Here is a 13,230-nt window from a genome sequence, read left to right on the forward strand (position 1 = left end):
TCCCTCCGGCATGTCTCACTCGCCGGGCTTCTTCTCCCGGCATGTCTCACTCGGTCAGGCTTCCGGGGTGGTTTGGCCTGCATAAGCGAGACATGCGAGGGGCGGCGAGCCGCTCACACCCCGCGCATAAGGTCGGCGGATAGCTTCGGTCGCACAGAGGGAGTACTTCCACCGCGGTCGACCCGTCAGTACGGACTCGCCATCGAGTCCCGGGCGGCCGGCTCCGCATCCGGAGCGAAGGAGACTTTGGCAGACGTCGGCTGCGCCGACCCTTCCGGAAGGACCCTATGAGCAAGCTCAACCAGTTCATCAAGCTCGCGAAGAAGGCCATGGACGCGAGCTCCTCCTCGTCCTCGTCGCAGCGCGGCTCGTCGAGCACCGACTGGATGGCCAAGGCGCGCGGCGCCGTCGACTCGCTCCTCGGGGACGAGCGGTCGGCGAGCCATCAGCCGGCCCACCGCCAAGACCCGGCGCCGGACGCCCGGCGCTCGACTGGGCTCACCCCTCCTCCGTACCCCGCCTCGCATCCGTCGGCGTCGCGCTCGGCGCGCACCGCGCCATCCGGATCCGCGCAGGACCGCGCCGCGATCGCCCGCTACGACTACCTCCTGCAGACCGCGCGCCCCGATCAGATCGAGCAGGTGCACCGCGAGGCCTTCGCGCGGCTCACGCCCGAGCAGCGCGCGCAGGTCGCCGAGCGGATGCGGTCGGAGCTGCCTCCGTACGAGCACCCGCGCTCGTACGATGCTCCCGAGCTCGCCCGGGTCGCCGCCCGTGCGGAGGCGTCGCAACCGGGCCGACTCCGCGGGCTCCTCGCCCGCACGCGGACGGTCGGCATCGCCGGCGGCGCCGTCGCGGGCGGCCTCGCGGTCGGCGGAATCCTCGCGGCGGTCGCGGGCGGGGCCATCCTCACGAGCATCGGCTCGGAGATCATCGGCCACGCTCTCGGGGCCGGCGTCGACTTCGACGCCCTCGCAGAAGGTGTCGACGTGTCGGCGATCGCCGAGGGCGCCGGCGGCTTCGTCTCGGAGGCCGGCGCGTTCACGCAGGGCCTCGGCGACCAGGTCTCGGAGGCCGGCAGCGGTCTGGGCGACCTCGCGTCGGAGTTCGGGCTCGGCGACTTCTTCGGGCGCTGAGCCCCCGCCCGCATGTCTCACTTCTTCACCCCAAACGGCAGCGGAAGGGTGCATAAGCGAGACATGCCGTTGAGCGCCTACGCCCCGAAGCGCACGCCGGTCAGCTGCTCCGACACCTCCCACACGCGGCGGGCGTCCTCGGCGCTGCGCAGCGGACGGTACAGCGCGTGCTCGGCGGGAGCTCCCCCGAGGTGGCCGAGCCCGCTCGGGCCATAGAGCGCACCGGGGTTCGCCGTCGGGTCCGTCGCCGCCATGAGCGCCGGGAGCCCCGCGCTCTCCAGCGTGCCGAGAAGGATGCCCCGCGCCGACAGCCAGCGGATGATCCGCACTCCCGTCGTGTCGCCGCTGCGCCCGATCTCGGGTCGCGCGGCGAGCAGACTCGTCGGAGCCACCCCCGGATGCGACAGGTTGCTCGTGATGCCCCACCCGTGCGCGCGGCTGCGGCGCTCGAGCTCGAGGCCGAACAGCCCGAAGGCGATCTTCGACTGGCTGTACGCGCGCTGCCCGTCATAGCGGCGCTCCCACTGCAGGTCGTCCCAGTTGATCCGTCCGCGCCGCGCCGCGATGCTCACCTGCGACGTGACCCGCGCCCGCCCCGCGCGCAGCAGCGGCAGGATCCGCGCGACGAGCGCCACGTGCCCGAGGTGATTCGTCCCGAACTGCAGCTCGAAGCCATCCGCCGTCGTCTGCCTGGATGGCGGCGTCATCACCCCGGCGTTGTTCACGAGGAGGTGCACGGGGCGGCCCTCCTCGAGGAGCGTGTCGCCGAGCGCCGCGACGGAGTCGAGCGACGACAGGTCGAGCGCGCGCAGCACGAGCCGCGCGTCGGGGCGGCGCGAGCGGATGGCCGCGGTCGCGGCCTCGCCCTTCGCCGCGTTGCGGACGGGCATCACGACCTCGGCGCCAGCCGCGGCGAGGCGCTCGGCGATGACGAGTCCCATGCCGTCGCTCGCGCCCGTGACGATCGCGCGCTTGCCGCGCAGGTCGGGGATGGTGATGTCGATCGGATGGCGTGGCATCGGCGTGCTCCTCGGCTCGGATGGCTGTCGCATCGATGCTCGTCGGGTGCGGCAGGCGCATCCAGGGACTGCCGATCCGCCCCTCGCGAGAGGGGGATCCGCGATCCGTGGCACGCGGGGCCCGGGTCGTGTGAGATGGGGACGTGACCACGATCGACCGACCCGCGCTCGCGGAGTTCCTGCGGCGGCGCCGCGAGGCACTCCAGCCCGAGGACGTGGGCCTCGCCCGCGGAAGCCGACGCCGCACGGCCGGGCTGCGCCGCGAGGAGGTCGCCGCGCTCTGCCACATGTCGACCGACTACTACGCGCGTCTCGAACGCGAGCGCGGGCCGCAGCCATCCGCTCAGATGCTCGCCGCGATCGCGCAGGGGCTGCGCCTCTCGCTCGCGGAGCGCGACCACCTGTTCCGGCTCGCGGGGCAGCAGCCGCCCGATCGCGGGTCATCCGAGCACGTCAGCCCCGGGCTCATCCGCATCCTCGATCGCCTGACGGACACCCCCGCCGAGATCGTCACGGAGCTCGGCGAGACCCTGCGGCAGACGCCCGCCGGCGTCGCGCTCACGGGAGATCTCACGGCGCACGAAGGCCCGTTCCGGAGCATCGGGTACCGGTGGTTCGCGGATCCCGACGCTCGGCGGCTCTACGCCCCCGACGAGCACGCATTCCTGTCGCGGATGTACGTGTCGGGGCTGCGCGAGCTCGCCACGCTGCGCGGTCCGTCGTCGCGGGCGGCGCGGTACGCCGAGCTGCTCCTGGCCGAGAGCGCGGAGTTCCGCGAGCTGTGGGAGCGCCACGAGATCGGCATCCGGCCGCGCGACGTGAAGCACTTCGTCCATCCGGAGGTCGGCGCCCTCGAGCTGCAGTGCCAGCGGCTCATCGACCCGGAGCAGTCGCACTGCCTGCTCGTGTACACCGCGACGCCGGGCTCGGAGAGCGCCGAGAAGCTGCGCCTGCTGTCGGTGATCGGCGCGCAGTCGCTGGCGTGACGCGCGGGGGCGTCCGCCGGGGCGCCGGGGCGGGGCCATCCGTCCCGGCGTCCGGCCGCCCCGGCCGTCCGTCGAGCCCCGATCTGCATGTCTCACTTCTTCACCCCAAAACGCGGTCAGAGCCTGCGCAAGTGAGACATGCCGACGGGGGGGGGTGACGCCGACCCTGGGAGACTGAGGACGTGGCCCGCGCGCAGACCGTTCTCGACCGCATCGTCCGCAACGCCGAGGAGCAGGGCTTCGTCGCCCACGGCGTGCACGTCCGCATCGGCGACGACGCGGCCGCGCACCTCTGGGCCGAGGACATCCGCCGCGACATCCACTCCGCCGCGAAAGGCGTGTGCGTGATCGCGGCGGGCATCGCCTCCGACGAGGGCCTGTTCGATCTCGACGCCCCTCTCACGGCGTACCTTCCCGGCATCGCGCTCGGCGAGGGCGTCGACGCCGTCACGACGCGGCACCTGCTGACGATGACGAGCGGCATCGACTTCCCGTGGTCGGAGACGATGATGACCGACTGGCCCGATCTGGCGCGGGAGTTCCTCGGGCGCCCGTCGCGGGGCCGCGTCTTCCAGTACTCGAACGCGAGCACGTACACGGCCATGCGGGCGCTGGGCGCGGTCGTCGGCGACGTGCACGGATGGCTCGAGCCGCGGCTGTTCGCGCCGCTCGGCATCGTCGGCTCGGCGTGGGAGCGCTGCCCGAACGGGTGCATCGTCGCGGGCGGCGGCCTCTCACTCACGCTCGACGAGTTCGCCCGGATCGGTCGCCTCATCCGCGATGGCGGGCGGTGGGATGGCCGACAGCTCGTCTCGCGCGGATGGATCGACGCGATGCACGGCGACTGGATCGAGCGCGACGCGAATCCGGGGTACGAGCGCTACGCCCTCGCCGGCTGGGGCGGGCCCGGCGAGGCGTGGCGGCTTCACGGGGCGTATGGTCAGCTGCTCATCTTCCTCGACGATGCCGTCGTGACGATCACGGCCGACGATCACTTCGGCGCGGACGAGATGGCGGCGAAGGCGGTCGCGGCGCTTTTGCGGTGACCCTCCTGTGGGTGTCTCACTCCTGCGTCTCCGCCGCGGCGGTCGACGGACGACCCATGTCTCACTCGCCGCCGGTTTCCGCCCCGCTTACCCACGGCAACCGAGACATGCAGACACGGCGCGAGGCAGTGCGCCGCACGGGCCCTCGACGGAACCCCGCAGGCGCCTGGCAGACTGAACCGATGACGTCGGCACAGGCCATCCTCGACCGATTCGTCCGAGCCGTCGATGCAGAGAATCTGGGTGCCTACGGCGCGCACGTGCTCATCGACGACGACACCGCCGAGCACCGGTGGCGCAGCGACGACCGCGAGAACGTCTACTCGATCTCCAAGGGCGTCTCGGCCCTCGCGGTCGGCATCGCGATCGACGAGGGCCTCGTGAGCCTGGATGAGCCCATCCGCTCGTACCTCCCCGAGCTGGAGTTCGGCGCGGGTGCCGAGGAGGTCACCCTCCGGCACCTGCTCACGATGACGAGCGGCATCGACTTCGCGTGGTTCGGCGACGAGCCGGTCCGCTGGGACGACCTCGCTCAGGAGATGCTGCGTCGGCCATCCCGCGGGCGCGTCTTCCAGTACTCCGACGCGAGCACGTATGTCGCGATGCGGGTTCTCGGCGCCCGCGTCGGCGACGTCCGCGACTGGCTGCTGCCGCGGCTGTTCGATCCGCTCGGCATCCACAATCCGCAGTGGCATCGGTGCCCGCTCGGATGGATCGTCGGCGGCTCGGGACTCGAGCTCCGCACATCTGAACTCGCCCGAATCGGGAGACTCCTTCGCGACCGCGGAGCGTGGGATGGCCAGCAGCTCGTCTCCGCCGAGTGGATCGACGCGATGCACGGCGCCTGGGTCGACGTCGGAGAGCCCCCATATGCCCGATACGGCATAGCCGTGTGGGAGGGCCCCGGTGACGCCTGGCGCCTCGACGGACGCTACGGCCAGTACGTCATCGTGCACGAGCGACGCGACGCCGTCCAGACGATCACCGCGCACGAGGAGTCCCGCGACCACCGTCTGGCCGAGCTGGCCGTCGAGGCGCTCGACGGGTCCATCCCCTGACCCATGTCTCACTCGCCGCGGGTTTCCACCCCGCTTACCCGCGGCAATCGAGACATGCAGACGCCCCACGGCGCCGGTTCCCCCGGGTCAGCCGGGCTCAACGGGTCCACCCGCTCCGCCACCCCCTGACCGATGTCTCACCCGCCGCGGCTTTGCGCCCCGCTTACCCACGGCAACCGAGACATGCAGACCTGCCACGGCGCGGGACAGTGCGCCGCACGGGCCCTCGACGGAACCCCGCAGGCGCCTGGCAGACTGAACCGATGACGTCGGCACAGGCCATCCTCGACCGATTCGTCCGGGCCGTCGATGCAGAGAATCTCGGTGTCTACGGCGCGCATGTGCTCATCGACGACGACACCGCCGAGCACCGGTGGCGCAGCGACGACCGCGAGAACGTCTACTCGATCTCCAAGGGCGTCTCGGCCCTCGCGGTCGGCATCGCGATCGACGAGGGCCTCGTGAGCCTGGATGAGCCCATCCACTCCTCCCTCCCCGGCATGCGCCTCGGCGAGGGCGTCGAGGAGGTGACCCTCCGACACCTCCTCACCATGACGAGCGGCATCGACTTCGAGTGGTTCGCGCTCGACCCCGTGCCCTGGCCCGACCTCGCGCAGGAGATGCTGCGCCGGCCATCCCGCGGCCGCGTCTTCCAGTACTCCACCGCCAGCACGTACGTCGCGATGCGCGTGCTCGGCGCGGTCGTCGGCGATGTGCGCGACTGGCTCCTGCCGCGCCTGTTCGATCCGCTCGGCATCCACAACCCCCAGTGGCATCGCTGCCCTGCCGGATGGATCGTCGGCGGCAGCGGTCTCCAGCTCCGCACCGAGGAGGTCGCGCGCATCGGGCGGCTCCTCCGAGACCGCGGAGCGTGGGATGGCCGGCAGCTCGTCTCCGCGGAGTGGATCGACGCGATGCACTCCGATTGGGTCGACACCGGAGCGCCCGAGCCATCCGCGCGGTACGGACTCGCGGCCTGGGGCGGGCCGGATGGCACCTGGCGACTCGACGGACGCTACGGCCAGTACGCGATCATCGACCCGACGCGGAACGCGGTCTTCACGATCACCGCGCACGAGGAGACCCGCGATGCCCGCCTCGGCGAGCTCGCCGTGGAGGCGCTGCGCGGGTGACCCGTGATCGCCCCCCGCGTCACGGGGCCGCGAGGCGACGCGCGGCCTCGACGACCGCCGCGCGATAGCGCTCGTCGTCGGTCCCGACGCCCGTGATCATCCGGACCACCTGCGGCACCAGGGCGCCGTATCCCGCGAGCGCGAGCAGGAGCACGTGCAGCATGTCGGCATCGAGGGAGGTCGTGAGCGCGCCTGCGTCCTGCGCCACCCGGATCTCATCGGTGCGGCGCGCGTACCGCTCGACGCGCTTCTCCTCATCCGGCACGGCGTCGGTGTAGGCCAGCGCCTCCCACGCGAGCAGGCGGATGAGCTCGGGATGCGCCTGATTGAAGTCGACCAGTCGCGACTCGAATCCGCCGACATCGTCGATGCCCGTGGCGACGTACGGAACCGACACCGCCCCCTCCGCGACCTTCTCGCGAAGCACGAGCGCGAACAGCTCGGGCTTGCCGCCGAAGTAGTTGTAGACCCGCTCCTTGTTCACGCCCGCGCGCTTCGCGATCCGCTCGATCGTCGTGCCGTGCTGGCCGTGCGCGACGAACTCCTCCGTCGCCGCCTCGATGATCTTGCGCTTCGTGCCCTCGACGTCCCAGGCCATCCGCTTCCCCATTTCCAACGCCAGCGTTGCTTATTGCCCTCCACGGTACTACAGTGATTTCCAACGTGAACGTTGGATTTAGTGAAGAAGGCACCATGACCGAGTCAGCCAGCCCCCGCGGGATGTCCGCGGGCGCGACGCTCCTGTTCGCCGTCGCGGCGGGCGCCGCCGTCGGCAACCTCTACTGGGCGCAGCCGATCCTCGACGCGATCGGCGCGGACGTCGGCGTCTCCGCGAGCACCGCGGGCCTCATCATCACGGTCACACAGCTCGGCTACGCCGTCGGCGTGTTCTTCCTCGTCCCGCTCGGCGACGTCGTCGACCGCCGGCGCGCCATCCCGCTCTTCATGCTGCTCGCCGCGGCCATGCTCGGCTTGAGTGCCCTCGCGCCGACCTTCCCGATCCTGCTCGCGACGCTCGGGCTCGTGGGCGTGAGCACGGTGTCGGGGCAGTTCCTCGCGCCGCTCGCAGGCGACCTCGCGACGGACGCGCAGCGAGGGCGCGTGCTCGGCACCGTCGCCTCGGGGCTGCTGCTCGGCATCATGATCGCGCGCGCCGTGAGCGGCATCGCGACCGACCTCATCGGATGGCGCGCGCTCTACGCCCTCATCGCACTCGTCATGGTCGTGCTCGCGTTCGTCATGTGGCGCTCGCTGCCCCGGCTCGAGCCGCGAGCGCGGGTGTCGTACCCCGCGCTCCTGGCATCGGTGCTGCGCACGCACCTCGTGAGCGCGACCGCGCGGTCGGTGGGGCTCATCGGAGCGGCGGCGATGGCGAGCTTCACGCTCTTCTGGACCGCGCTCACCCTCCTCCTCTCGGCCGAGCCCTTCGGCTTCTCCGCGACCCAGATCGGCCTCGTCAACCTCGTCGGGATCGGCGGCGCAGTCGCAGCGCAGCTCGTGGGGCGCCTCTACGACCGCGGACTCGGGGTGCCGGCGATCGGCGCGGGTCTCGTGCTGGCCATCCTCGCCTTCGCCGTGTCGGGTGTCGCGCCGCACTCGCTCGTCGCGGTGACGGCGTCGATCGCCCTGTACTCGATCGGCGTGCAGTCGGTCATGGTCCTCACCCAGACCCGCATGCTCGCCATCGATCCGTCGGCGCGCAGCCGGCTGAACACGGTGTTCGTGGTCGGCAACTTCCTCGGCGGCTCGGTCGGCTCGACGCTCGCGGTCGCACTGTGGGATCTCGGCGGGTGGCCGCTCGTCATGGTCGCCGCCGCGGCCATCCTCGCGTTCGCGCTGGTCGTCTGGACCCTCCAGCGCCGACGCTCGCTCGCCCTCTGACCCGACGCCTCTTGGGCATGTCCCCCGGAGGCTCGGGGCTCGAGGGCCGCTCCCCACGAGGGAGCCCCGCGCCTAGCATGGCCCCGTGGGATTCTTGGAGTTCATCGGCAACAACTGGTGGCTGTGGTTCATCTTCGGCGGCCCCATCGTCGCCGGAGTGAGCAGCGCCGCCAGCTGGTGGTCGAAGCAATCCAAGCTCCGCCACAAGCGTCGGCTCGAACTCCTGAAGGCACAGAGCGAAGCCCGCGCGGTCGAGATGCAGGCGCGGGCGCAGCTTAAGGCGTCGAAGGCGCAGGATGGCCCCGCCGAAGACATCGAGGCCGACGACGCGGCGAGCCGGCAGGCCAGGCTCGCGCGCCTCATGGCGACGCACGACGAGGTCATGCACCGCTGGCTCGACTACGAGCTCGACGTCGCGAAGCTCATCGCGTTCCCGACGATGAGCGACGGCCGCCAGCCGCTGACGGCCGCGTTCCTGCGGGCGAAGAAGGTGGCGGATGGCCTCCGCCCGGCCTCCGCGGACGTCAAGATCGATGCGGCGACGCTCGCGGAGTACCGCGACGCCGTGCACGACTTCGAGGTCGCGTTCGACATCGCCGAGCAGGATGCCCGACGCGTGCGCGACAGCGGCTTCACCGAGGACGAGCGCCGACGCCTCGACCGCGCACAGCAGCTCCTCCGCACCGCGGTCGACCAGTCGGCCACAGCGGCCGAGCGCCAGATCGCGTACAAGCGCGTGCGCGAGGAGCTCGACGGGCTGATCGTCCTCTCCGACGACGCGGTCGAGGTGCTCGAGAAGCAGGTCGCCCCCGAACTCGAGGCCGGTCGCCCCGCCGCGACCCCGAACCCCCGAGCGACGCCGAAGCCCCGAGAGACCCCGGAGACCCCGGAGACCCCGGCGCAGCCCGAGCGGACGCCCCTGCGCCCGCCGGCGCCCGAGGCCTGAGCCCTCCTGCGGCACCACCTCGACGACGACCGCGAGCCCGCGCACGTCGAGATCGCGGTCGCAGTGGTGTGGCATTGAGCGGACGCGCGCTCGCGACCCTTTGGCTGCGGCCCGCACGACGCTACGTTGAGGCTCATGGCGGCGATCGAGACGAAGGCGCTCCACAAGCGGTACGGGCAGCACACGGCCCTGCACTCCCTCGACCTGCGGGTCGAGCCGGGCACCGTGTTCGGGCTCATCGGCCCGAACGGCGCCGGCAAGACGACGACGCTGCGCATCCTGCTCGACGTCATCCGACCATCCGGAGGCGAGGTCCGCGTGCTCGGCGAGGACCCGCAGCACGGCGGCCCCGCGCTGCGCCGCCGCATCGGCTACGTCCCCGGCGAGCTGCGGCTGGATGGCCGCACGACCGGGCGCGGGATGCTCGACTTCTACGCGAAGGTCTCCGGCCCCGTGCCGGACGGGCGGATCGATGAGCTGGCCGACCGGCTCGGGCTCGACCTCGACCGCCGCGTGCGCACCCTCTCGAAGGGCAACAAGCAGAAGCTCGGGCTCGTGCAGGCGTTCATGCACGAGCCCGAGCTGCTCATCCTCGACGAGCCGACGAGCGGCCTCGACCCCCTCGTGCAGCGGGCGTTCCTGCAGCTCGTGCGCGAGGCGCGCGACCGCGGGCAGACGATCCTGCTGAGCTCGCACGTGCTGAGCGAGATCCAGCAGGCGGCCGATGAGGTCGCCGTCCTGAGTGCGGGCCACGTCGTCGCGGCGGGCGACGTCGCCTCGCTGCGCCTCGGCGCCGTGCGCCGCATGCGGGCGGGCATCGCAGACGCCCCGGTCGCGTCGGTGCGCGACGCGCTCGGCCGGACCGGCGCGGAGACGACCCTGCATGACCTCGAGGTGACGGATGGCACGGGCCATGTCCGCGTGGCGGTCACGATCGAAGGCGACGTCGACCCGATCGTGAAGGCGCTCGCTCGGTTCCGCGTCGTCGACCTCACCCTCGAGGAGCCCGACCTCGAGGAATCCGTGCTGCGGCTGTACGGCGAGGGAGCGGGCGCAGAAGCCGCCCCGCCCCGCCGGGAGGCGACGCCGCCCTCATCCGCGCCCGCGGACCCGCCGCCATCCTCGCCCGCGGACCTGCCGCCATCCTCGCCCTCGTCCCCGCCCGCACCCGCACCATCCGATCCGCCGCGCCTCCGACGCGACCGCCGGCGACAGCCATCCGGAGCCGCCTCATCCGGAGACCTGCCCTCCGCCGGGCCGGTCCAGCACGAGGGAGGCGCGCGATGATCCCCGTGTTCATCCGCACGCTCGCCGAGTCGTGGCGCGGCCTCCTCGTCTGGACGCTCGCGCTCACCGCCGTGATGATGCTCTACCTCTCGCTCTACCCGAGCATCGGCATCGACGGGCAGATGATGCAGATGCTCGAGACCCTGCCGCCCTCGCTCGTCAACACCCTCGGCTTCGACCAGATCACGTCGGGCGCGGGCTACGCGCAGGCGACGTTCTACGGCATCCTCGGATTCGTCCTGCCGACGGTCGCCGCGATCGGCTGGGGCTCCGCCGCGGTCGCGGGCGCCGAGGAGCAGGGTCGCCTCGAGCTCGACCTCGCCCACGGCATCTCACGCACGGGCTACGTCGCCGGCCAGGTGCTCGCCCTCGTCGCACGGCTCGCGTGGCTCGGCGTCTACTCGGGGTGCCTGCTGCTCGCCGTGAACACGCCGTTCGAGCTCGACCTCGCGCGCGAGAACGTCATCCCGCAGACGCTCGCGGCGATCGGGCTGTGGCTCTTCAGCGGCGGGGTCGCGCTGCTCGTCGGCTCCCTCTTCGGCCGTCGCGCGTGGGCGACGGGTGCGGGCGCACTCGTCGCGGCGGCGGCGTTCCTCTTCAACGGCGTCGCCAACCAGAACGACGACTTCGACGCGCTCCGCGCCCTCTCCCCGTACTCGTGGGCCTATCACGAGAGCCCGCTCCGCGAGGGATGGACGGATGGCCTCTGGCCGCTGTGGATCGGTGTCGTGCTGCTCCTCGCGGGGAGCGTGGTCGCTCTCACACGCCGCGACCTGCGCGGCTGACCCCGCCGGAAGCGAGACACGCACAACCGACACCCGCCGGAAGCGGGACACGCACAGCCGACCCCGCTGGAAGCGGGACACAACGCAGGAGAAACCGGGCCGCCCGCGCCCAGATCGTGCGTAATCTCGCGGCTCCCCTCAGCGCGCGCTCGCAGATCTCCTGCACTGTGTCCCGCCCCGCCCCAATCCGCTCGACCTCCCGCCACGAAGAGGAGTCAGCGGAGAAGGGAAGCGCACATGTCACTGGCCATCATCGGGTTCCTCGGCGGACTGATCACGGGGATCTCGCCGTGCATCCTCCCCGTCCTGCCCGTCATCTTCCTCACGGGCGGGGCGCAGTCCGCCCGGAGCGGCGCCGACGACGGCAGCGTCTCACGCTGGCGCCCCTACCTCGTCGTCCTCGGCCTGATGACGAGCTTCACGCTCGTGACGCTGCTCGGATCCCTCGCGCTCGGCGCGCTCGGCCTGCCCCAGGGTGTCATCCGCTGGGTCGGCATCGCGCTCCTCGCGCTGATCGGCCTCGGGCTGCTCGTGCCCGCGTTCGAGCGGCTCCTCGAGAAGCCGTTCACGTGGCTGCCCCAGCGCGAGGTCTCGAACCGCCGCAACGGGTTCGCCGTCGGGCTCGCGCTCGGCACGGTCTTCGTGCCCTGCGCGGGCCCGGTGCTCGCGGCGATCATCGTCGCGGGGTCGACCGGCCGCATCGGCCCCGAGACCGTCGTCCTGACGATCGCGTTCGCGGTCGGCGTGGCCATCCCGCTCCTGCTGTTCGCGCTCGCGGGGCGCGGCGTCATCGAGCGCATCCGCGCCTTCCGCCGCCGCGAGCGGGGACTGCGGATCGCGGCCGGCATCGCGATGCTCGCCCTCGCGGTGGGTCTCGTGCTCGATGTCCCGGCCGCGCTCCAGCGGCTCGTGCCCGACTACACCTCGACGCTTCAGCAGCAGCTCGCCGAGGATGAGGGCGTGCAGGACGCGCTCAACCTGGGCGGCATCGTCACCGACGAGAACCGCGATCTCGATCAGTGCACCAACGGAGCCGACGAGCTCGAGTCCTGCGGCACGGCGCCCTCGATCCGCGGGATCGAGCAGTGGCTGAACACCCCGGGCGGCGCGCCCGTCGACCTCGAGAGCCTCCGCGGCGAGGTCGTGCTCATCGACTTCTGGGCCTACTCGTGCATCAACTGCCAGCGCAGCATCCCGCACGTCGTCGCGTGGGACGCGGCGTACCGCGACGCCGGGCTGCGGGTCATCGGCGTGCACTCGCCCGAGTACGCATTCGAGAAGGACGTGGCCAACGTGCAGGCGGGCGCCGACGCCTTCGGCATCTCCTACCCGGTCGCCCTCGACAACGACCTCGCGACGTGGACGAACTACCGCAATCGGTACTGGCCGGCCCACTACCTCATCGACGCCGACGGGACGGTCCGGCACATCTCGTTCGGCGAGGGCAACTACGCCGCGACCGAGCGGATGATCCGCGAGCTCCTCGTCGATGCCGACCCCGCGGTCGCACTCCCCGATCCGACCGCCGTCGACGACCGCACCCCCGTCGATCCCGATCGCACGCCCGAGACGTTCCTCGGCTGGACGAAGGACGTCAACTACGCGGGCGCCACACCGTACACGGGCGGCACGGCCCGCTTCGCCCTCCCTGAGGACCAGCCCCGCGACACGTTCGCGCTCGAGGGCACCTGGACCATCGAGACCCAGTTCGCGACCCCGGCCGAGGCGCCCGCGACCATCCGCCTCGCCTACTCCGCGAGCGAGGTGCGCATCGTCCTCGCGGGCGAGGGGAGCATCACCGCGCGCGTCGACGGCGGAGCGCCCGAGGAGATCGCGGTCTCGGGCACGCCGCGCTCATACGAGCTGCGCAGCGGCGACGCGGGCGAGGGCGAGATCGAGGTGACGGTCGATCCGGGCGTGGAGGTCTACTCCTTCACGTTCGGCTGAGCCGCA

Annotated in this window: 12 protein-coding genes; 10 read left to right on the top strand and 2 right to left on the bottom strand. The window is 71.9% G+C overall.

Annotated features, from left to right (window positions below; translation table 11 throughout):
• Nucleotides 1-287: 287 nt before the first annotated feature.
• Nucleotides 288-1,136 carry a cation-transporting ATPase gene (locus tag ACOWU6_RS12990; RefSeq protein WP_421075945.1) on the top strand — a complete coding sequence of 283 codons (849 nt, stop codon included), beginning with the start codon at nucleotides 288-290 and terminating at the stop codon, nucleotides 1,134-1,136.
• 77 nt (nucleotides 1,137-1,213) lie between these two features.
• Here ACOWU6_RS12990 and ACOWU6_RS12995 read toward each other — a convergent pair whose 3' ends face one another.
• Entirely contained in the window at nucleotides 1,214-2,155 is a 942-nt protein-coding gene (locus ACOWU6_RS12995; protein WP_421075946.1) for an SDR family oxidoreductase, read from the bottom strand.
• Nucleotides 2,156-2,298: 143 nt separating this feature from the next.
• On the opposite strand from ACOWU6_RS12995, the gene ACOWU6_RS13000 reads away from it, so the two are divergent.
• The 4 genes from ACOWU6_RS13000 (at nucleotide 2,299) to ACOWU6_RS13015 (ending at nucleotide 6,378) form a co-directional block, all read left to right on the top strand.
• Entirely contained in the window at nucleotides 2,299-3,141 is an 843-nt protein-coding gene (locus tag ACOWU6_RS13000) for a helix-turn-helix transcriptional regulator (RefSeq protein WP_282979927.1), read from the top strand.
• Nucleotides 3,142-3,323: 182 nt separating this feature from the next.
• Nucleotides 3,324-4,187, top strand: coding sequence for a serine hydrolase domain-containing protein (locus ACOWU6_RS13005; RefSeq protein ID WP_421075947.1), 864 nt, complete (start codon nucleotides 3,324-3,326; stop codon nucleotides 4,185-4,187).
• A gap of 182 nt (nucleotides 4,188-4,369) precedes the next feature.
• The gene (locus ACOWU6_RS13010; RefSeq protein ID WP_421075948.1) at nucleotides 4,370-5,245 is read left to right on the top strand and encodes a serine hydrolase domain-containing protein; all 876 of its coding nucleotides are present in this window, start codon (nucleotides 4,370-4,372) and stop codon (nucleotides 5,243-5,245) included.
• 263 nt (nucleotides 5,246-5,508) lie between these two features.
• Nucleotides 5,509-6,378, top strand: a complete 870-nt coding sequence (locus ACOWU6_RS13015) for a serine hydrolase domain-containing protein (RefSeq protein ID WP_421075949.1) — start codon at nucleotides 5,509-5,511, stop codon at nucleotides 6,376-6,378.
• Between the two features lie 19 nt (nucleotides 6,379-6,397).
• Here ACOWU6_RS13015 and ACOWU6_RS13020 read toward each other — a convergent pair whose 3' ends face one another.
• On the bottom strand, nucleotides 6,398-6,976 hold the full coding sequence (locus ACOWU6_RS13020) for a TetR family transcriptional regulator (RefSeq protein ID WP_421075950.1): 579 nt from the start codon (nucleotides 6,974-6,976) through the stop codon (nucleotides 6,398-6,400).
• 95 nt (nucleotides 6,977-7,071) lie between these two features.
• Between ACOWU6_RS13020 and ACOWU6_RS13025 the strand changes: the two genes are divergently transcribed.
• The 5 genes from ACOWU6_RS13025 to ACOWU6_RS13045 all read left to right on the top strand — a co-directional run bounded on the left by ACOWU6_RS13025 (nucleotide 7,072) and on the right by ACOWU6_RS13045 (nucleotide 13,224).
• On the top strand, nucleotides 7,072-8,259 hold the full coding sequence (locus tag ACOWU6_RS13025; RefSeq protein WP_421075951.1) for an MFS transporter: 1,188 nt from the start codon (nucleotides 7,072-7,074) through the stop codon (nucleotides 8,257-8,259).
• An 85-nt stretch (nucleotides 8,260-8,344) separates the two neighbouring features.
• Nucleotides 8,345-9,205, top strand: a complete 861-nt coding sequence (locus tag ACOWU6_RS13030; protein ID WP_421075952.1) for a hypothetical protein — start codon at nucleotides 8,345-8,347, stop codon at nucleotides 9,203-9,205.
• 135 nt (nucleotides 9,206-9,340) lie between these two features.
• Nucleotides 9,341-10,492: an ABC transporter ATP-binding protein gene (locus tag ACOWU6_RS13035; RefSeq protein WP_421075953.1), complete on the top strand. Its 1,152-nt coding sequence runs from the start codon at nucleotides 9,341-9,343 to the stop codon at nucleotides 10,490-10,492.
• Complete coding sequence (locus ACOWU6_RS13040; protein WP_421075954.1) at nucleotides 10,489-11,277, top strand: ABC transporter permease subunit; 789 nt, start codon at nucleotides 10,489-10,491, stop codon at nucleotides 11,275-11,277. The genes ACOWU6_RS13035 and ACOWU6_RS13040 overlap by 4 nt, the downstream gene beginning before the upstream one ends.
• Before the next feature lie 237 nt (nucleotides 11,278-11,514).
• The gene (locus ACOWU6_RS13045) at nucleotides 11,515-13,224 is read left to right on the top strand and encodes a cytochrome c biogenesis protein DipZ (protein ID WP_421075955.1); all 1,710 of its coding nucleotides are present in this window, start codon (nucleotides 11,515-11,517) and stop codon (nucleotides 13,222-13,224) included.
• Nucleotides 13,225-13,230 lie beyond the last annotated feature (6 nt).

Source organism: Microbacterium sp. SA156, from assembly GCF_049065455.1.
Classification (GTDB): domain Bacteria; phylum Actinomycetota; class Actinomycetes; order Actinomycetales; family Microbacteriaceae; genus Microbacterium; species Microbacterium barkeri.